This window comes from Streptomyces adustus, assembly GCF_009377175.1.
Classification (GTDB): Bacteria; Actinomycetota; Actinomycetes; order Streptomycetales; family Streptomycetaceae; genus Streptomyces; species Streptomyces adustus.
Window position 1 is genome coordinate 1 of the sequence record NZ_VJZD01000014.1, and the last position, 18027, is coordinate 18027.

An 18027-nucleotide genomic window follows, 5' to 3' on the forward strand; every position below is an offset into this window, starting at 1 on the left:
GGCGGAGGCCGGGCAGGCGGGCGGCGGGGTAGAGGTGGTGGTGCTCGCCGCCATGGCGGTGCCGGGCAGGATGCCGGTCACCGCAGCCGCGACGGCCGTGACCGCCGTCGTCGCCAGAGCCGCCCTGCGAATGCCGTTGCTGTGACGCATGTTGTCGTCCCCCTGAGTCGTCTCGTCCGCGGGTTTCGGTCGTCGGTTATTGCCCCGCGGTACGCGTGGTCGTGGTGCGTGAGTGCAGATAGGGCGGGAGAGCGGCAGGGTTCCGTGCGGCGACTACTTGTGACGGAACGGTGACGACAGGCTGCATCCGTGCAGATGGCCGTTGCTGACACACCGAAGGCAACACGCCTTGGAAACAAGGGCGATGCGGCCACTCGATGTGCACCCGTCACGCTCTCAGCTTGGGAAGCTGAGGGCATCTAGAGCTTGCTCTGGCCCTGACCCGCGGCAGAGGACCGGAGACGCCTGGTGGACGGTCAAGGAGTTCCCCGCTGTTCCCCGTGGTTCCCCGCACGATCTGGCACGAGTCTGGCACGAGTCATTCGTACTCACGGTTGGTCCTCACGTCTTGCTCGGCGGACTCGCCAGATCGCTGTTCTGGCCGACCGTAGCGGCGGGGAAGAGGCGCTGCACGGCTGCCACGATGGCCGCTCGCCGCGCGGACAGGAAGCGCACGCGCTCCGTCTCGTCGGCGGGCATCAGGTCGGTCTGTCCGGCCCAGGACATGGCGAGCTGGTTGACGAACACCAGGATGTCGGCGGGGTCCCATGCCGGGTCCAGGTGGCCGGCCTTCTGCGCGTTGCGCAGTTGCTCGGTCTTGTGGCGCACGGTGGTCTGGATCGGGTCGTCCGGCGCGGCCGGCCTGCCGTCGCCCAGTTCGAGGCGGCCCCAGTTCATGAGGCGCAGGCGGTCGGGGTGGGCCGTGAAGTAGTCGTGGACGCGTCCGGCGTATCCGGGGAGGTCGGTGGGGTCCAGGCGTGTGGCCTCGGCGACTGCGGTCAGCTCGTCGGCGGCGACGGTCGCGTAAAGCTCTTCCTTGCTGCGGAAGTAGGCGTAGAGGCGTTCCTTGCTGGTGCGTGCCGCCTTGGCGATGCGTTCGATCCGGGCTCCGGCGATTCCGTGCCGGGAGAACTCGGCCGTGGCCGCGGTGACGATGCGGTCGCGGGTGGAGTCTGCTCCGGTCGAAGGGGTCATACGTTCAATCTACCTGGCCGAACCGTTTGGTTTGCCCGTGCCGTGAGCTGGACGTACGGTAAAACCGAACAGTTTGGTTTGGATTGAGGAGCATCTTGTGGAGACCAGGACACTGGGCACCCAGGGCCTGACCGCGTCGGCGATCAGCTACGGGGCGATGGGCACCGCGGTCGGCTACGGTCCGACGGACGACACCGAGTCGATCGCCGCGATCCGCCGCGCGCACGAACTCGGCGTGACCCACTTCGACACCGCCGAGATGTACGGCTGGGGCGAGGGCGAGAAGCTGCTCGGCCAGGCGCTCGCGCCGATCCGCGACGAGGTCACCATCGCGACGAAGTTCGGTTTCACCCCCGCCTACGGGCAGGACTCACGGCCCGAGCACATCCGCGAAGTCGTCGACAACAGCCTGCGCAACCTGGGAGTGGACGTCATCGACGTGCTCTACCAGCACGTCCCCGACCCGAACGTCCCCATCGAAGACGTCGTCGGCGTCATGAAGGAGTACGTCGACGCGGGCAAGGTGAAGTACCTCGGCCTGTCCAACGCCGGCGAAGACGTCATCCGCCGCGCCCACGCCGTGCACCCCATCTCCGTGCTCCAGCACGAATACTCGATCTTCACCCACGAGGTCGAACCCCTCTTCCCCGTCTTGGAAGAACTCGGCATCGGCTTCGTCGCCTACTCCCCACTCGCCCGCGGATTCCTCAGCGGCGCCGTGAAGTCCCGCGACCACTACGGCCCCCACGACTTCCGACAGCGCATCGCCTGGTGGAACCCGGAGAACTTCGACGCCAACGTCGCCATCACGAACGAGCTGACCAAGTTCGCCGAGAGCAAGGGCGCCACGCTCTCGCAGCTCGCGCTGGCATGGCTGCTCGCGCAGAAGGACTACATCGTCCCCATCCCGGGTTCGCGCAACTCTGGCCGCGTCGCACAGAACGTCACCGCGGTAGATCTGACGCTGACCGCCGACGACCTCACCCGCATCGCCGAGATCGCCGCCGACGGCGGACTCGGCGGACGGCTGAGCTGACATCTGCCCTCACGCGATGCCTGCCCACGTCACCAGGCGTAGGCAGGCACCCTTGGCCAAGAAGCGCACTCGTTTCGCCGGTGTTGAACCGTCGTTCTCAACGGCGGCCTTCTGATCCGCAGCTCCATGTGGATCCGTCGGCGAGGGCCATGCCATCGGCGCTACGGCCTTACGAGGTCACCGTCAGCCGAATCCCGCTGCCGCACCTCGCTGCTGTACCGTCACCGGCCTCGCCGGCCGACCACCGCTTTAGGAGTTCGATCTGGAGGGCTGAAACTCCTTCGGTAGGCCCACCTGGCTTGAGGGTACTGGCCGTCCACGTGCGTCTACCTTTGCCGCTGTCTGCCGCCGTTGATGTCGGCGGTGGATGTCAACTCCTGGGCAAGGGCACGTCCACGCGGGATCTCAGCGGGGCGAGATGCTCGGTGAGGCTCCGTCCAGGCAGTGGTCGTATGCGGCTTTCATGGAGGGGTACGACGCGCTCAGAGCTATCCGACTGCCCAAAGCATCGTCTTCGCAGACATATCCCCCTGAGCCCAAAGCTGTCTCGACGTGCAGCATTACTTCGTAGGAGGAGATGTGCACGGTGCGATGTGCCCCTGCTGAGATGACTCCTAGGTCGTGCTCCTCCGCGCACTTGTTGTCCCCGTCGCCGGCACACCAGAAGACGCGCACTGGGTTCGATGTACTGTTCACCAGAGCGATCGGATCGACGTTCTCGGGGTCGGTCGGATCAGGGTTGCAACCGGCGATAGCGAGTGCAGCCAAGCCCAGCAGGATCATGGTCGCAAAGCGGGCAACACGGCTGTTCAGCAGATCCACTTGCTCTCCGAGAGGGCGCCATATGAAGCCCGCACCGTACCGCGAGACCGTCGCCCCAGGACCTCAGCTTGGGAAGCTGCGGTCATCTGCAGGTGAATCGGGAGCTGACCTGGGCGAACGGCTGCGGGGTGACCGCGTTGGGCTGGGCCGCTTTCACCGTGATTCCCCGCTGTTCCCCGCTCGACATGGTGCGCTTGTGGTGCGGGGCCGACGCGCTACAGCCGACCGTTGATCACTGACGGTCCGTTGTAAGTACCTGTGGCTATGGTCTCAAGCGCGCCGTCGGCTCCGGGGGTTCCCGCTCTGAAGGGAATGGTTGCATCCCCGCCCCGTCTGTTGGTCTGCCAGCATGATCGCCTTCTTGCCTGACTTGACGTCAGATCTTGTGCCCCACAGTCCTGTTGAGTGCGGCCCCGGCTTATTGAACGGGTTCGAAATTCTCTTCCGTGGCCTGTGAGCCTGTTGTTAGGATCGATCACTCGGGTGTGGGGGGCGGAGGGCGCCGGGATTGACCGGCCTGCTTGCTGTGAGTACTGAGAACCGAGCCGATTCCCCTGCCTGCTCCAGGTCCTTTCACGTCAGGGGTGGAATCAAGTGGCCGAACGTGTCCTCCTCCGCAGTGCCGTCACGGCGGTCGTGTCGCTGTCGCTGGCTGTCGGTCCTGCCTCCTGGGTCGCATTGGCCGATGCAGGAACGTTCAGTGAGACCACGATTCCCGCGACCATGCGCGCCACACCGGGCTACGGATCTGTGGTGAGCGTCGGGCCTTCCGGGTTTCTGCACTCCGCCACCACTACGAGCGGTCCCTCCGGACTGGAGTGGACGGGCGTGGACGGCTCGACCCGAAAGCTCGAGGGCACGCAGCCGCACGACCCTGTCGAGTACTACGGAGCGGCATCGGACGTCGTGGCGCTGCCGCCGAGCGGTGGCACGGGCGAGGTACTGCTGCGGAACATGGTCACCGACGAGACCACGACCGTCACTGTCCCCGCAGGTCAGGTTTACAGCAGGGCGATCGGGACCACCGTGGTGACCCAGGGCGGAGCCGGTGCCGACGGGAAGTGGACTGAGTTTCATCTGCTGAGCAATGAGAACGGGACCACGGCGGACCGCCGCGTGACAGGCCTTCCGGAGGGTGCCTCCATCATCATGAACGCGCGGGCCGGCGTCCACGGGTTCCTCTCACTCCTGAAGGTCCCCGGAGAGGACGTCGGACAGTACGCCTGGATCGATCTCCGCACCGCGGAAGCCACGTTTCTGCCGTACGGCACGGTGTATGGGAATTCCGTGGTGACCGCCGTTCATCTGGTTACCCCCCAGGCCGGCGGCGTGCGGATCTATGAGCAGGGCCGGTTCGACACCCCCGTGCGCGAGATTCAGGTCAGTCTCAAGGACGCGAAGGTTCTCGGCGTCGTCGGTGACTCGCTGATCGTGGCCCGCTATGACTCTTCGCTCGGTCAGAAGGAGTACGAGGCGTCCATCTGGAAGGTTGTGGCCGTCCCCTTCGACGGTTCCGGCGAGCGGACGCTTCTCGCCCGTGCGGTGGCGGACCGTGTTGCCGTCCGGCCGGACGGCGGCGTTCAACTCGTCGGCGGCCAGTCCGCGGAGGACTACGGCTACCAGGACATCACCGCCGGGGCGGACGGCGTACCGTACGCGGCTCGTGTGCTCCTCATCCCGCCGGTCCCGATGCGGCTCCAGCGGCTGACGCTGGATCACGGCACCGTCAGGACCCTGGAGTACGGCGACGGGGCCACCTTCGCGTACGACCGCCTGCTCACCGAAACCGCGCCCGGATACGGCGAGCGCGTGCGGATCGGCAGCCTGTCGGCCCCGTACAACAAGTGCAGCGTCGGCAACGGGCTGTGCCCCGAGCTGTATCCCACCGGGGACGGCCGGACCGTGTACCGCGGGGCAGTGAGCGTGGACGGCGGCTGGCAGCCCAAGCTGTTCGTCGTGGGCAAGGGCGAGACGTTTCCCGGAACGCCGATCGAAACGGGCCTCCAGGATTCTTTCGACGATTCCCCGGACCAGATGAGGATCGTGGGGGCATCCGAGAACCTGGTGCTGGTCGACGGGACACCTGCTGGCGGCAGCCGGGAACTTCGGGTCGTGGACATCGACTCCGGCAAGGTCGTGCACACGGAGCCGTACCAGAGGGGTGCGATCTGGGGGACCACTCTGTGGTCCTCGGCCCCGGGCGGCAAGGTCACGGCCAAGGATGCGCGCACCGGGGCCTCGCTGACGTCCTTCACGGTGAGCACCGGGTGCTCCTCCATGGTCGATCTGCAGGCCGTCGGCCGGTGGCTGTACTGGAAGTGCAACTTCAGTACCGCTCCGTACGCCGCGGGCGTCTACGACCTCCAGTCCAGGAAGAACATTCCGCTTCCCTCCACCGCGCAGGCTTACCTCGGCGACGGTGTCGTCGCCGTCCGGGGCGGGCAGGGGCTGGGTGTCTACGGCCTGCAGACCGGGATGGTCGTCCAGCGGTGGGCAACCGACGCCGCGGGGCTTGTGGCGCTCGACCCTCGTGACGGTGACCTCGCGTACTCCACGCTGGACCAGGCCGTCCACGTCCTGCACACCGGGCGGCCCGAGGCGGCCCTGGTCTCTCCCTACCGGAATGTCACCGCGCGGGTGGAGACGGACGTGACCCCGGTCTCTTGGCGCGGTGAATGGTGGCTCTCCGAGCCGGCGGCTTCCTGGAGGGTGGAGATACGCCACAAGGCCACGGGCCGCGTGGTGGCCACGCGCAGTGGCGGACCGGCCGAGTACTCGATCGCGACGACGTGGAACGGCCGGGACACGACGGGCGGACTGCTTCCCAACGGCTCGTACACCTGGACGCTGACGGCTCAGCCGGCGGACGGGCAGGGAGCGGCGTTGGTCCAGTCCGGCACGGTCCGGTTGACGGGTGGCACAGCGGTGTGGCGGGACCACGTCGGCGGCTCGGCCCTGCCCGACGGTGTCGGCGACCTCCTGACGATGAACTCCTCGGGGTGGCTCACCTTCCACCAGGGGGACGGGGCCGGGAAGTTCTCCGGGAGCGTTTCGGCGAGCGGCTGGTCGACCTCGGTCAGGGCCGTGCCGTTCGGCGACCTCAATGGCGACCGCTGCAACGACGTCCTGGTCCGGCTGAGCACCGGCGCCCTGCGCCTGTACAAGCCGGTCTGCGGCGCCCCGCTCAAGTCGGCGACGTCGTACACCACCCTCGCCACCAGCGGCTGGAACCAGTACGACGTCCTCACCTCGCCCGGAGACCTCACGAAGGACGGCCGCCCGGATCTGATCGCCCGCAACGTCTCGACCGGCGCGGTGTACCTGTACAAGGGGACCGCTGGCGGCACGCTCGCAGCTCGTGTGAAGCTCTACGACAACTGGAAGACGTACAAAAAGGTCGTGGGCGTCGGAGACCTCAACGGCGACGGCATCGGCGACCTGGTCGCGCAGGACACGGCGAACAACCTGTACCGGTACTTCGGGAAGGGCAACGGCACCTTCGCTGCGCGGGTGAGGATCGCCACCGGGTGGGGATCCACGTATAACGCGGTCGTCGGCGTCGCGGACATCACCGGGGACGGCAAGGGCGACCTGGTCATGCGGGACACGGCGGGCAACCTGTACCGCCAGGCCGGGACCGGCAAGGGGACGTTCGCCTCCCGGGTGAAGATCGCGACGGGCTGGCAGGGCTACAAGGGCCTCTTCTAGCCAAGTTGTGACGTGCATCGCGCCTCCGGCGAGGGAATCGCTGGGGGCGTGACGGATGACGCGATAGGGAATGGGCCGAAGGGAACGGCTGGGCTGTCACCCGGCACGGCACCGCCACTCTCCTCACGGCGGCCGGAGTCGCGCCCCACGTCGTGATGGAGATCCTCGGGCACAGCCAGATCAGCATCACCATGGACGTGTACACGCACGTCGTGCAGGACACCCAGCGGGAGGCCATGAGTCACATGGACGGCTGCTCAGGAAGCGCCCCGGTCGTCAGTGACCGTGCTCGTTGATATCAGATGCGGACGTCAAAGGCCCCGGACCATGATCGGTCCGGGGCCTTTTCCCTTGTGCCCCCGGCAGGATTCGAACCTGCGACACCCGCTTTAGGAGCGAGGTTGGGCGATCATGCACGCGACCTGCGGATTCCCTACCTTGGGCAGGCCCTGCCGAACCCACCCCGGCAACCCCCGGTCCCCCGTGAGTCCCCGTCCGTTCTGGCACGAGAGTGGCACGGCCCGGAGACTGTTGCCGTCAGCGGTTGGTTCGGAGATCACGCTCCCGAAGCATCCAGAAGGCCAGGACCGCCACGGTGAATATCAACACAAAGTTGAGAGCGTCCACGATCATGGCGACGGAGTACGGCGCGTGCAGCAGGTGCGGCACCTTGGCGCCGATCAACTCCCCGCCCATGAGCAGGGGGAGCCAGGCCGCGAAGAAGCGCCTGCTTCGATCGGGACTTGCTCCCTTTTGGACCTTGGTCCGCTCCCACCACCAGCCGCCGAGACTCGTGAGGACCAGCGCACACCCCAGCGCTAATACGGACCAGTCCATAAAGCCGAGCATCACATCTCCTTTTGATCAGAGGGGATTCTCCTCTCGCAGGCGACCGCAGGCAATGGTCCAACTGGACCGCCGGCGGACGCGCAAGGATCTCCCGAACGGTCACACGATGGGGGTGCTCTCCCCCAGCACCTCGCCTGCCGAGGGCTGACGACGGCGAGAGGTTGGCTTCGAGACTTTGGGCTGGAGCTGCCATGGGGCGAGTGATCATGGCCCCGTAAGCTTCCGGCGCGTCGGGCAGTCTGTGGACCTGCCCACCCTCGTGGCGCTGGAAGTGGTGCTGTCGTTCGGTCGGCGCCGAGATCCTGTCGCATAGCAGCGCGAAGCTGGGTCAGCGCGTCCTCGTACGCAACTCGGCCATGGACGTAAGCGTCGTCGCTCGCCAGAGTGCCCGCCGCTGCCAGGTCGCGGACATCGCGAAGGCGCCTGAACGCGACCTCCGAGGCTTGGAAGACGTCCTTCGAAGCGGTGATCGACATCTGGTAGCGCATGCCGTAGCAAGGGGCGAAGCTGTCTCGGGAGATCCGTTCCCGTTCGGTATCTGGGGCTTCTCGGTTGCGGGCGAGGCTGCGGAAGGCGTTGCGGGCCTGCGAGAGACATTCGAGGTAGTCGCCGTACAGAGCGCGACGCACGCCGACGAGGTGGTCGTATCGCTCCCGTCGCCACCGGAATCGGTCAAGCAGGGCTGCGGATGAGGTCGCGATGACTGCACCGACAACTGCGCTTAGCAGGGTCACCCAGGGCATGGATGCACGGTAAGCGTCGCGCAGCCCCGCTTGTAGATGTCCTTCCGTCAATGCCGGCGCGGTTTGAAGTTGTGCGCGCACGCTGGTAGTTCGCTGTTCCGGCGATAGGCGAGGCGGAGGTAGGTCACCGGGCTCACGGTCCAGGTGATGAGTGTGCGGGTGTGTCTGACTGAGACTGTCCAGGGGACGCGGCGGATCAAGGCTCGGCGGGTGTTGACCCGGTGGTCGTGGAGTTGTCCCCACGCCTCCTGTGAGGTGTCCGCGTCGAGGGCCGGTGAGATGGTCCGGAGGATCGTGGACACCCAACTGTTCGCCTCGACCTCGGTGTACGCGTCGTAGGAGCCGAAGAGGGTCGGCGGTTGTTCGTCGTCCAGGTGTCGGGTCCAGCATTCGCACCAGAAGCCGGGCCTGGTCGTCGTCCTCAGCATGGGTGCCCGCCGGGAAGGCCGTCGGTGAAGAGCTCCGCGGTGACCACGCTCCACGTGGTCCAGCAACTGAAGCTGAGCCGGCGCAAGGCCGTGTTCGCCCCGCCCAAGGGCGGCAAGCTGCGGGACGTGCCGCTGCCCGGCCCGGTCGCCGATGCCCTCCGATCCCACATGAACCGGTTCCCGCCGGTCGACATCACCTTGCCGTGGAAGGTGGCGGACGGGCCTCCGGTGACCAAACGGCTGATCTTCACCGGGCCGCGGGGTGGTCACGTCTGGCGGACGTCCCTCAACGAGGAGGTATGGAAGCGGGGACTGGCCTCGGCTGGTGTGATCCCTGAGCGGAAGCCGGGCGAGTCGTACGCCGAGTCCCGCGAGAACGGCATGCACGCGCTCAGGCACTTCTACGCCTCGGTGCTCCTGGACGCCGGGGAGAACATCAAGGCCCTCGCCGAGTACCTGGGGCACTCCGACCCTGGCCTGACGCTCCGGGTGTACGCGCACCTAATGCCCTCCAGCCAGGAGCGCACTCGTAACGCTGTTACGCGGATCTTTAGGGGAACCAGCCAGAGCGGAAATAGTGCGCCGATTATCCGCGCCGAATAAGCAACGCGGATAGACAACGCGGTTAAGGGTCCGGATTAACAGTCCGGAGCATCTAATCTGCTCCAATATTCGGCTACCAGATAATGGCGCATCTAACCGCACCTGCCGAGCCGACCACCGACTGGACGTGCATGCATGCACGCTAGATACACCCACAACCCAGACCAAGATCCACAAGCCGAACACGGGGTCCGCGCCGTACCAATGACACCCGCAAACTATGTTTTGGAAGCCGCACATTCAATGCTAGTAGGCCCCCACCTGGAGATTCGACAGAGGGGCTGAACATCTGAAAGGCTTTACGCGAAATTCAGGGCCGCTCCCCTGTCCGGGAGCGGCCCTGTCTCCGATATAGCAACGCATCGCATCCTTCGGAGGGAACCTATGGTCCCACGCACAGGTGTCACCGTCGACGTCTGGTTCCGCGACTTGCCGATCGCGCTCATCGGCACAGCCGGCGGTGCGCTCGCCCTCTGGGCCGACGCGCCGAGCCGGATCGCCGTCCCCGTGGCGCTGCTGATCGTCCTCGATGTCCGCATCCGCCGCTGGCGTCGTCGCACCTGACGGCCCACAAACGGCCCAGCCCCACCAAAAAGCCCCCGCCCCGCGAGGAACTCGCAGGTCGGGGGCTTGCTGGTGAACGGTTACTTCTTCTTGCCCTGGTTCTTGACCGCTTCGATGGCCGCCGCGGCCGCTTCCGGGTCGAGGTACTTTCCGCCCGGGGTGACCGGCTTGAAGTCGGCGTCGAGCTCGTAGTACAGGGGGATGCCCGTGGGGATGTTCAGGCCCGCGATGTCGGCGTCGGAGATGCCGTCGAGGTGCTTGACCAGGGCGCGCAGGCTGTTGCCGTGGGCGGCGACGAGGACCGTGCGGCCGGTCAGCAGGTCCGGGACGATGCCGTCGAACCAGTACGGGAGCATGCGGACGACGACGTCCTTGAGGCACTCCGTCTGCGGGCGCAGCTCCGGCGGCAGCGTCGCGTAGCGCGCGTCGTCGAACTGGGAGTACTCGGCGTCGCGGTCGAGCGGCGGGGGCGGGGTGTCGTACGAGCGGCGCCAGAGCATGAACTGCTCCTCGCCGAACTCCGCGAGGGTCTGCGCCTTGTCCTTGCCCTGGAGGGCGCCGTAGTGGCGCTCGTTCAGGCGCCACGAACGGTGGACCGGGATCCAGTGGCGGTCGGCGGACTCCAGAGCCAGCTGCGCGGTGCGGATGGCGCGCTTCTGGAGGGACGTGTGGACCACGTCGGGCAGCAGGCCGGCGTCCTTCAGCAGCTCACCGCCGCGGACCGCCTCCTTCTCGCCCTTCTCGTTGAGGTTGACGTCCACCCAGCCGGTGAACAGGTTCTTCGCGTTCCACTCGCTCTCGCCGTGGCGGAGGAGGATCAGCTTGTACGGTGCGTCGGCCATGCGTATGAGCCTAATCGAAGGCTTTGGGGCGGGGCGTTCCTGCCCACGGAACGGACTCCGGACAGGGGCCGGACAGGGGACGGACATGCGGCGAACGGGGAGAGCCGGGTGGGAGCCGGTGCGGGGGTGCCGACAGTTGACTGGATCTGTTAATTGAGTGGTCTGTCCGAGGCCCGCGACCGTAAGTTGTGCGCACCGCCTGAGCCGCTTACAACCGTGGGAGTACCTCCATGTCCGTCACCGCTCTGAGGCGCTCCGCCCGCGAGACCGTCTCCGGGCTGCCGCGCGAGTTCTGGTGGCTGTGGACCAGCACCCTCGTCAACCGGCTCGGGGCGTTCGTCGCCACCTTCATGGCGCTGTACCTGACGCTCGACCGCGGCTACTCCGCCTCGTACGCGGGTCTGGTCGCCTCGCTGCACGGGCTCGGCGGTGTCATCTCCTCCCTGGGCGGGGGCGTGATGACCGACCGTCTCGGGCGGCGGCCCACGATGCTGATCGCCCAGGTGTCCACCGCCCTGTCGGTGGCGCTGCTCGGGTTCATGCACGATCCCGTCGCCATCGCCGGCGTCGCCTTCCTCGTCGGAATGGCCAGCAACGCCTCCCGGCCGGCCGTGCAGGCGATGATGGCCGACATCGTGCGGCCCGAGGACCGGGTGCGGGCCTTCTCGCTCAACTACTGGGCCATCAACCTCGGCTTCGCCGTCTCCTCCATGGCGGCCGGCTTCATCGCCGAGTTCAGCTACCTCGCCGGGTTCCTGATCGAGGCGGGGATGACCCTGGCCTGCGCGGTCGTCGTCTTCCTGAAGGTCCCGGAGTCCCGTCCGCAGCACACGGCGGCGGAGAAGAAGGCCGCGGACGAGGTCGGGCTCGGGACCGTGCTGCGCGACCGGCGTTTCATGAGCGTGGTCGGGCTGTCCTTCCTGGTCGCGGTGATCTTCCAGCAGGGGTCGGTCGGGCTGCCCGTCGCCATGGGCGAGGCCGGGTTCACCCCGGCCGACTACGGCCTGGCGGTCGCCGTCAACGGTTTCCTCATCGTCGCCCTCCAGATCCCCGTCACCCGGCTCATCGAGCACCAGGACCCGCGACGGCTGCTGGTCGTCTCCTCGATGCTCGCGGGGTACGGCTTCGGGCTCACCGCCTTCGCCGGGTCGGTCGGCGTCTTCGCCCTCACGGTGTGCGTGTGGACGCTCGCCGAGATCGTCAACGCGCCGACGCAGACCGGCCTCGTCGTCCGGCTCTCCCCGGTCCACGGACGCGGGCGCTACCAGGGCATGTACACCATGTCGTGGTCGGTGGCGGCCCTGGTCGCCCCGCTGATGTCCGGTTTCGTCATCGACCGGTTCGGCGCGGAGTGGCTGTGGGGCCTGTGCGCGGTGGTCGGGACGGGGGCCGCGGTCGGGTACGGGGCGCTGATGCGGTCGCTCGCCGCGGACGAACGGGTCGCGGACGAACGGGTGGCGGACGGGCGGCCGGCGGACGAGCGGGCCAAGGCTTCGGCCCCCACCTCGTCCACGGCCTCGCCCGAGACTGCCGCCAAGCCGTGAACCTCGGGCTCAGGGGTGCATTCGGGCGCCCTTGAGCACCTTGTCCACCGCGTTGCGCGGTCCGTACACGGCGAGCCCCACCAGGTCCAGCGCCGCCGTGGGCACCGCGCGCACCGCCGCCCGGTTGTCGTGGTCGTTGCCGGTGGCGAAGAGGTCGGAGGTGAACAGCGCGCGGGGCAGGGCGCGGGACAGCGCCCTGGTGTGGGCCGCCGTCAGCGTCTCCTTCGTACCTTCGAGCACCAGTACCGGCTGCCGGAACATCGGCAGGTGCCGTACGCCGTCGGCGTCCTCGTAGGGCTCGCCGATCACCTCGGGGACGACCGTGCCGAGGCCGCTGGTGAGGAACGCGGTGACGTTCAGGCGCTGCCAGGTCTCCAGGTCCTCCCGCAGCAGGACGGCGATCTTGGTGTCGAATCGGGGCTGCTCGCTCATGCCTCGAGACTGCCGAACGCCGTCCGGCGTCGTCTTGTACGTTCTTTGCATGGCCACCTCGAGTGACGGCGGCAACCACGTCTCCGCCTGGCGCCCCCGCGTGCCCGGTGTCGTGGAGGTGCTCCACGCGCACTTCACCGAGTACGCCTATCCGATGCACGTGCACCAGGCGTGGACGGTGCTCATCGTCGACGACGGGGCCGTACGGTACGACCTCGACCGGCACCGGCACGGCACCCCGCACGACACCGTCTCGCTGCTGCCGCCGCACGTCCCGCACAACGGCTCCCCCGCCACCCCGGACGGCTTCCGCAAACGCGTCCTCTACCTGGACAGTTCACGGCTGGGCGAGCATCTGATCGGGGCTGCGGTCGACGGGCCCGATCTGCGTGATCCGGTGCTGCGGCTGCGGGTCGGACAGCTGCACACCGCGCTGGCGCGTCCCGGCGACGAGTTGGAGGCCGAGAGCCGGCTGACGTTCCTCGGCGAGCGGCTGCGGACGCTGCTGCGGCCCCAGGACGCCGTGCGGGCCCCGCGCCGGGATCCCGTCGTCGCCCGCAGGCTGCGCGAACTGCTCGACGAGCGGGTGGCCGAGGGCCTCGCCCTGGACGAGGCCGGGGGGCTGCTGGCCGCCCATCCCGCCCATCTGGTGCGGGCGTTCAGCGGCGCGTACGGCATCGCCCCGCACCAGTACCTGATGTCCCGCCGGGTCGAGCTCGCCCGTCGTCTGCTGCTGGACGGACAGCCGCCGGGCGAGGTGGCGGTGGCGGCCGGTTTCTACGACCAGGCCCATCTGACCAGGCACTTCAAGCGGCTGGTGGGGGTGACGCCGGGGCGCTACCGGGTCGGCGGGTCGGCGTCCGGGCGCACTGCCTGACGGAGCGGCACCCGGCCGGTCAGTCGGCCTGGCGGCTCGTCAGGTGTGCGAACGCGTCCAGGTTGCCGGTCGGCTCGCCGCGGGAGACGCGCCAGGCGTACTCCTTGCGGATCGCCGAGGCGAAGCCCAGTTCCAGCAGGGTGTTGAAGGCGCCGTCGGCGGCCTCCAGGACCTGGCCGAGGATGCGGTCGGTCTCGTCGGCGGTGACCGAGGCGAGCGGGAGGCGGGCCGTGACGTAGACGTCGCCGAGCGGGTCGACGGCGTAACTCACGCCGTACAGCTTGAGGTTGCGCTCCAGCAGCCAGCGGTGGACGCCCGCCTCGTTCTCGTCGGGGTGGCGGATGACGAAGGCGTTGAGGGAGAGGGAGTGGCGGCCGACGACGAGCGAGACGGTCGTCTTCAGTTTCCGGGTGCCGGGGAGCTGCACGACGAAGGTGCCGGGTGCGGGGCTCTCCCACTCCGGTCCGGCGTCCGTCAGGAAGCTCTCGACGGCCCGGGCGGCCCGCTCCGCTTCGGTCCGGTGAGCGATGTCAGCCTTGTCAGCCATGGTGGGAGCGTACGCGACGCCGGTGCGACTGCACCGCGGCCGTGTAGACGTCCGCGGTGGCCGCGGCCGCGGTGTCCCAGCCGAAGGACCGGGCGTGCCGGGCGGCGGCGGGTCCCATCCTGGACAGCAGTTCGGGGCGGTCGGCGAAGTCGGCCAGCACGCGCGCGTAGGCGGCCGGGTCGTGGCCCCGGACCAGCACCCCGGTCTCGCCGTCGCGCACGGCCACCGGCAGGCCGCCGACCGCGGCGGCGAGCACCGGGGTGCCGGCCGCCTGTGCCTCGATCGCGACTAGGCCGAAGGACTCGCTGTAGGAGGGGACGACGAGTACGGACGCGGCCCGGAACCAGTCGGCGAGCTGGTCCTGGCCGACCGGCGGGCGGAACCGTACGACGTCGGTGACGCCCAGGCGCGCGGCCAGTTTCTGGAGGCCCTCCGGCTTGGCCAGGCCGCTGCCGCTGGGGCCGCCCACGATCGGCACGACGAGGTTCCCGCGCAGGTCGGGGCGTTCGTCGAGGAGTACGGCGATGGCGCGCAGCAGGACGTCGGGGGCCTTGAGGGGCTGTATGCGGCCCGCGAACAGGGGGATCAGGGCGTCCTGCGGGAGGCCCAGGCGGGCGCGGGCGGCGGCGCGGCCGTCGGCGGGGCGGAAGCGGTCGAGGTTCACCCCGGGGTGGACGACGGCGACCTTGTCGCGGTCGGCGGCGTAGTGCCGTACCAGTTCGGCGGCCTCTTCCGCCGTGTTGGCGATGAGGCGGTCGGCGGCGCTGACGATCTGGGTCTCGCCGATCACCCGGGCGGCGGGCTCGGGCGTGTCGCCCTCGGCCAGGCTGGCGTTCTTGACCTTGGCCATGGTGTGCATGGCGTGCACCAGGGGGGCGCCCCAGCGCTGGGCGGCGAGCCAGCCGACGTGCCCGGAGAGCCAGTAGTGCGAGTGGACCAGGTCGTAGTAGCCGGGGCGGTGGCCGGCCCAGGCCTGCATCACGCCGTGGGTGAAGGCGCACAGCTGGGCGGGCAGCTCCTCCTTGGCGAGACCTTCGTACGGGCCCGCGTCGACGTGCCGGACGAGGACGCCGGGGGCCAGTTCGACGGCCGGCGGGAGGGCGCCGGTGGTGGCACGGGTGAAGATCTCGACCTCGATGTTGATGGCGGCCAGGCGCTGGGCGAGTTCCACGATGTAGACGTTCATGCCGCCGGCGTCGCCGGTGCCGGGCTGGTGCAGCGGCGAGGTGTGCACGGAGAGCATGGCGACCCTGCGGGGCCTGCGGTGCGGCAGCCTGAGCCGTGCGGGCGCTGCCCCCGAGCGCCGCCCGAGCCTGCTGACGTACTGGCTCACGTGGCGTTCCTCCTCGCTTCGGGCATGCCGTGCGGGGACGCAGCGCGCCCTCCAAGGGGGTGAAACACCGGAGGAAGGCATTCCCATTCCATGCGGGGTGGTTTTTGCCGAGCCATTACCGAGTGTCGCTCAACCGTTCGAGCGTAGATCGCGTGCATCCGCGGCGGACGCGGGCGCATACCCTCATAGGCATGACATCCCGCGCCTCCGCCCGCCCCGTGGGCACGGTCACCCGCGGGACCACCAACCCCAACCGGCTGCGCCGCATGGACCGCTGGATCGTGGCCGCGTACGGCGACCGGCTGCGCCGCGCCGCCGACCCGGTGGCGGTCGACCTCGGGTACGGGGCCGCCCCCTGGACCGCCGTCGAACTGCTTCGGCGCCTGCGCTCGGCCGTGCCCCACGCACGCGTGGTGGGCGTCGAGATCGACCCGGCCCGGGTGGCCGCGGCCCGGCCGTACGAGCGCGAGGGACTGGTCTTCCGGCACGGCGGTTTCGAGATCCCCCTCCCCCAGCGTCCGCACCTCGTGCGGGCCGCCAACGTCTTGCGCCAGTACGACGAGAGCGAGGTCGCCGCGGTCTGGCAGCGGCTGTGCTCCCGCCTCGCCCCCGCGACGGCCGACTCGCCCGGCGGACTGCTCGTCGAGGGGACCTGCGACGAGATCGGGCGTCGGCACGTATGGGTCGCGCTCGGCCCGGAGGGGCCGCGCACGGTCACCTTCGCGACCCGACTGGGCTCCCTGGAACGACCGTCGGACCTGGCCGAGCGGCTGCCCAAGGCGCTCATCCACCGCAATGTCCCGGGCGAGCCCGTGCACGCCTTCCTGCGCGACTTCGACCGCGCCTGGGCCGCCGCCGCCCCCTACGCCTCCTACGGCGCCCGGCAGCGCTGGATCCGGGCGGTCCGGGACCTGACGGCGGACTGGCCGGTGACGGACGGACCCGTGAGGTGGCGGCAGGGTGAAGTCACGGTGACGTGGGAGGCGTTGGCCCCGCGAGGCTGATCCGGGGCCATCCGATCCGCTTCGACCTGCGCGGAACGATCCTCGTGAGTCCTTCGTCACACAGGCGGGGAGATCGTCATACCGGGCCGGGATGCAGGGGAGTGAGGGGGAAGCAGTTGCTCTGTCGTTTTGCGCGTCGCCGTGGCACGATCCCCCGGAAGCCGTAAGTTACTGACGGTAAATCAACTTGGGGGACGAGGTATGGGCACGGGAAAGCGCACGCTGATCGCGGCGGCCGTCACCGCGGTCTGCGCGGTCACCGTCCTGGCGACGCCGTGCACGGCGTTCGCGGCCACCGGCCCCGAACCGACTCCGGCCGCCACCTCGGCCACCACACCGACCGCCGCCGCGACCGGCACCACGACGCCTCCGCCCGACAAGGACCTGGAGGCCGTCCGCGAGCAGCTCGACCGGCTCTACCACGCGGCCTCCGTGGCCACCGACGCGTACAACGCCGCCGAAGAAAAGACGCAGCAGCAGTCCGCGGAGATCGTCCAGCTGGCCCGGAAGATCGTCGAAGGGCAGGAGCGGCTCGCCGACCTCAAGGACCGCGCGGGCGCCGCGGCCCGCGCCCAGTACCGCGGCGGCGGCCTGCCGGACGAGGCCCGCCTGATGCTGAGCGACAACCCGCAGCAGTTCCTCGACGGAGCGGGCCGGGTGATCCAGGGTCAGCGGGCGACCAAGGGCCTGCTCGCGGAAATGACCCGCACCCAGCAGGACTTGGAGCAGTACTCCGAGGACGCCTCCGCCCAGTGGCAGAAGCTGGAGGCGAACCGCCGGGCCAAGGCGGCCGCCCAGAAGAACATCGAACGGCAGATCAAGGCGGCCAAGACCCTGGAATCCCGGCTGGAGAAGAGGCAGAAGGAACGCCTCGCCAAGCTGGAGGAGGAGGCCGCGCACCGGGCGCAGACCGCCTGGCTGGACTCCGGCATCCTCGACGAGATCGACGGCAAGGCCTCCGCGCAGGGAAAGAAGGCCGTGGAGTTCGCCACGGCCCAGATCGGAAAGCCGTACGTGTGGGGCGCCGAGGGGCCCGATTCGTACGACTGCTCGGGGCTGACCTCGCAGGCCTGGGCGAACGCCGGCCACGGTATCCCGCGCACCTCGCAGGAGCAGTGGAAGCAGCTCCAGCACGTCGACATCCAGGACATGCGCCCCGGCGACCTGATCATCTACTTCGGCGACGCCAGCCATGTCGCGATGTACGTGGGCGACGGCGCGATCATCCACGCCCCGCGGCCCGGCCGGACGGTGACCCTCGCGGGTGCCGGGACGATGCCGATCCTCGGGGTGGTCCGCCCGGACGCCTGACCGGGACCACGGGGCCACGTGGCCACGTGACCGCACGCACGTGACCGCACGCACGTGACCGCACGCACGTGACCACAACCACGTGACACGGCCCACCAACTGCGGTCCCGTGACCCGTCGCACCCGCGGCGGCCGCCGAACTCCCCGTGGACGTGACGTTCGTCATCCCCGCTGCACACCCCTCCTGCCC

General features: G+C 68.9%; 15 protein-coding genes and 2 pseudogenes. 9 read left to right on the forward strand and 8 right to left on the reverse strand.

The window, feature by feature from the left end; genetic code table 11:
• Window positions 1-561 precede the first annotated feature (561 nt).
• Window positions 562-1194, reverse strand: a complete 633-nt coding sequence (locus tag FNH09_RS05440; protein ID WP_152885588.1) for a TetR/AcrR family transcriptional regulator — start codon at window positions 1192-1194, stop codon at window positions 562-564.
• 97 nt (window positions 1195-1291) lie between these two features.
• On the opposite strand from FNH09_RS05440, the gene FNH09_RS05445 reads away from it, so the two are divergent.
• The gene (locus tag FNH09_RS05445; protein ID WP_162468154.1) at window positions 1292-2230 is read left to right on the forward strand and encodes an aldo/keto reductase; all 939 of its coding nucleotides are present in this window, start codon (window positions 1292-1294) and stop codon (window positions 2228-2230) included.
• A 405-nt stretch (window positions 2231-2635) separates the two neighbouring features.
• Here FNH09_RS05445 and FNH09_RS05450 read toward each other — a convergent pair whose 3' ends face one another.
• Window positions 2636-3052 (reverse strand): hypothetical protein, encoded by a 417-nt coding sequence (locus tag FNH09_RS05450; protein WP_152885589.1) that lies wholly within the window; start codon window positions 3050-3052, stop codon window positions 2636-2638.
• 723 nt (window positions 3053-3775) lie between these two features.
• On the opposite strand from FNH09_RS05450, the gene FNH09_RS05455 reads away from it, so the two are divergent.
• A complete protein-coding gene (locus FNH09_RS05455; RefSeq protein WP_152885590.1) occupies window positions 3776-6760 on the forward strand; it encodes an FG-GAP-like repeat-containing protein in 2985 nt (994 codons plus the stop codon).
• A 101-nt stretch (window positions 6761-6861) separates the two neighbouring features.
• Window positions 6862-7043, forward strand: a pseudogene (locus FNH09_RS05460) (tyrosine-type recombinase/integrase); the annotation flags it as partial.
• A 254-nt stretch (window positions 7044-7297) separates the two neighbouring features.
• Here the strand turns inward: FNH09_RS05460 and FNH09_RS05465 are convergent.
• Window positions 7298-7609: a hypothetical protein gene (locus FNH09_RS05465; protein ID WP_152885591.1), complete on the reverse strand. Its 312-nt coding sequence runs from the start codon at window positions 7607-7609 to the stop codon at window positions 7298-7300.
• Between the two features lie 790 nt (window positions 7610-8399).
• Complete coding sequence (locus FNH09_RS05470) at window positions 8400-8780, reverse strand: hypothetical protein (RefSeq protein WP_152885592.1); 381 nt, start codon at window positions 8778-8780, stop codon at window positions 8400-8402.
• 45 nt (window positions 8781-8825) lie between these two features.
• On the opposite strand from FNH09_RS05470, the pseudogene FNH09_RS05475 reads away from it, so the two are divergent.
• Window positions 8826-9383, forward strand: a pseudogene (locus tag FNH09_RS05475) (tyrosine-type recombinase/integrase); the annotation flags it as partial.
• Between the two features lie 384 nt (window positions 9384-9767).
• Entirely contained in the window at window positions 9768-9947 is a 180-nt protein-coding gene (locus tag FNH09_RS05480) for a hypothetical protein (RefSeq protein ID WP_152885593.1), read from the forward strand.
• A gap of 80 nt (window positions 9948-10027) precedes the next feature.
• Here the strand turns inward: FNH09_RS05480 and FNH09_RS05485 are convergent, their stop codons facing one another.
• Window positions 10028-10789: a phosphoglyceromutase gene (locus tag FNH09_RS05485; RefSeq protein ID WP_152885594.1), complete on the reverse strand. Its 762-nt coding sequence runs from the start codon at window positions 10787-10789 to the stop codon at window positions 10028-10030.
• 230 nt (window positions 10790-11019) lie between these two features.
• Here FNH09_RS05485 and FNH09_RS05490 point away from each other — a divergent pair, with 230 nt between their 5' ends.
• Window positions 11020-12333 carry an MDR family MFS transporter gene (locus tag FNH09_RS05490; RefSeq protein WP_152885595.1) on the forward strand — a complete coding sequence of 438 codons (1314 nt, stop codon included), beginning with the start codon at window positions 11020-11022 and terminating at the stop codon, window positions 12331-12333.
• 9 nt (window positions 12334-12342) lie between these two features.
• Here the strand turns inward: FNH09_RS05490 and FNH09_RS05495 are convergent, their stop codons facing one another.
• Complete coding sequence (locus FNH09_RS05495; protein WP_152885596.1) at window positions 12343-12816, reverse strand: DUF2000 domain-containing protein; 474 nt, start codon at window positions 12814-12816, stop codon at window positions 12343-12345.
• Between FNH09_RS05495 and FNH09_RS05500 the strand changes: the two genes are divergently transcribed.
• Window positions 12815-13642, forward strand: coding sequence for a helix-turn-helix transcriptional regulator (locus FNH09_RS05500; protein WP_152885597.1), 828 nt, complete (start codon window positions 12815-12817; stop codon window positions 13640-13642). The genes FNH09_RS05495 and FNH09_RS05500 overlap by 2 nt on opposite strands.
• A 19-nt stretch (window positions 13643-13661) precedes the next feature.
• On the opposite strand, the gene FNH09_RS05505 is transcribed toward FNH09_RS05500, so the two are convergent.
• Both FNH09_RS05505 and mshA read right to left on the reverse strand, forming a co-directional pair.
• Window positions 13662-14189: a type III secretion system chaperone family protein gene (locus FNH09_RS05505; RefSeq protein ID WP_152885598.1), complete on the reverse strand. Its 528-nt coding sequence runs from the start codon at window positions 14187-14189 to the stop codon at window positions 13662-13664.
• Entirely contained in the window at window positions 14182-15522 is a 1341-nt protein-coding gene (gene mshA / locus FNH09_RS05510; protein ID WP_338017478.1) for a D-inositol-3-phosphate glycosyltransferase, read from the reverse strand. Before mshA ends, FNH09_RS05505 begins: the two co-directional genes overlap by 8 nt.
• Before the next feature lie 191 nt (window positions 15523-15713).
• On the opposite strand from mshA, the gene FNH09_RS05515 reads away from it, so the two are divergent.
• Together FNH09_RS05515 and FNH09_RS05520 are read left to right on the forward strand one after the other, a co-directional pair.
• Window positions 15714-16526 carry a class I SAM-dependent methyltransferase gene (locus FNH09_RS05515; protein ID WP_152885600.1) on the forward strand — a complete coding sequence of 271 codons (813 nt, stop codon included), beginning with the start codon at window positions 15714-15716 and terminating at the stop codon, window positions 16524-16526.
• A gap of 201 nt (window positions 16527-16727) precedes the next feature.
• On the forward strand, window positions 16728-17837 hold the full coding sequence (locus FNH09_RS05520; protein ID WP_152885601.1) for a C40 family peptidase: 1110 nt from the start codon (window positions 16728-16730) through the stop codon (window positions 17835-17837).
• The last annotated feature ends 190 nt before the right edge of the window (window positions 17838-18027 follow it).

Bases quoted from the DNA above. Each gene is read 5' to 3' on its own strand.
- FNH09_RS05440 (WP_152885588.1), bottom strand. From the start codon at position 1,194: ATGACCCCTTCGACCGGAGCAGACTCCACCCGCGACCGCATCGTCACC.
- FNH09_RS05455 (WP_152885590.1), top strand. From the start codon at position 3,776: ATGCGCGCCACACCGGGCTACGGATCTGTGGTGAGCGTCGGGCCTTCC.
- FNH09_RS05465 (WP_152885591.1), bottom strand. From the start codon at position 7,609: ATGCTCGGCTTTATGGACTGGTCCGTATTAGCGCTGGGGTGTGCGCTG.
- FNH09_RS05470 (WP_152885592.1), bottom strand. From the start codon at position 8,780: ATGCTGAGGACGACGACCAGGCCCGGCTTCTGGTGCGAATGCTGGACC.
- FNH09_RS05480 (WP_152885593.1), top strand. From the start codon at position 9,768: ATGGTCCCACGCACAGGTGTCACCGTCGACGTCTGGTTCCGCGACTTG.
- FNH09_RS05485 (WP_152885594.1), bottom strand. From the start codon at position 10,789: ATGGCCGACGCACCGTACAAGCTGATCCTCCTCCGCCACGGCGAGAGC.
- FNH09_RS05490 (WP_152885595.1), top strand. From the start codon at position 11,020: ATGTCCGTCACCGCTCTGAGGCGCTCCGCCCGCGAGACCGTCTCCGGG.
- FNH09_RS05500 (WP_152885597.1), top strand. From the start codon at position 12,815: ATGGCCACCTCGAGTGACGGCGGCAACCACGTCTCCGCCTGGCGCCCC.
- FNH09_RS05495 (WP_152885596.1), bottom strand. From the start codon at position 12,816: ATGCAAAGAACGTACAAGACGACGCCGGACGGCGTTCGGCAGTCTCGA.
- FNH09_RS05505 (WP_152885598.1), bottom strand. From the start codon at position 14,189: ATGGCTGACAAGGCTGACATCGCTCACCGGACCGAAGCGGAGCGGGCC.
- FNH09_RS05515 (WP_152885600.1), top strand. From the start codon at position 15,714: ATGACATCCCGCGCCTCCGCCCGCCCCGTGGGCACGGTCACCCGCGGG.
- FNH09_RS05520 (WP_152885601.1), top strand. From the start codon at position 16,728: ATGGGCACGGGAAAGCGCACGCTGATCGCGGCGGCCGTCACCGCGGTC.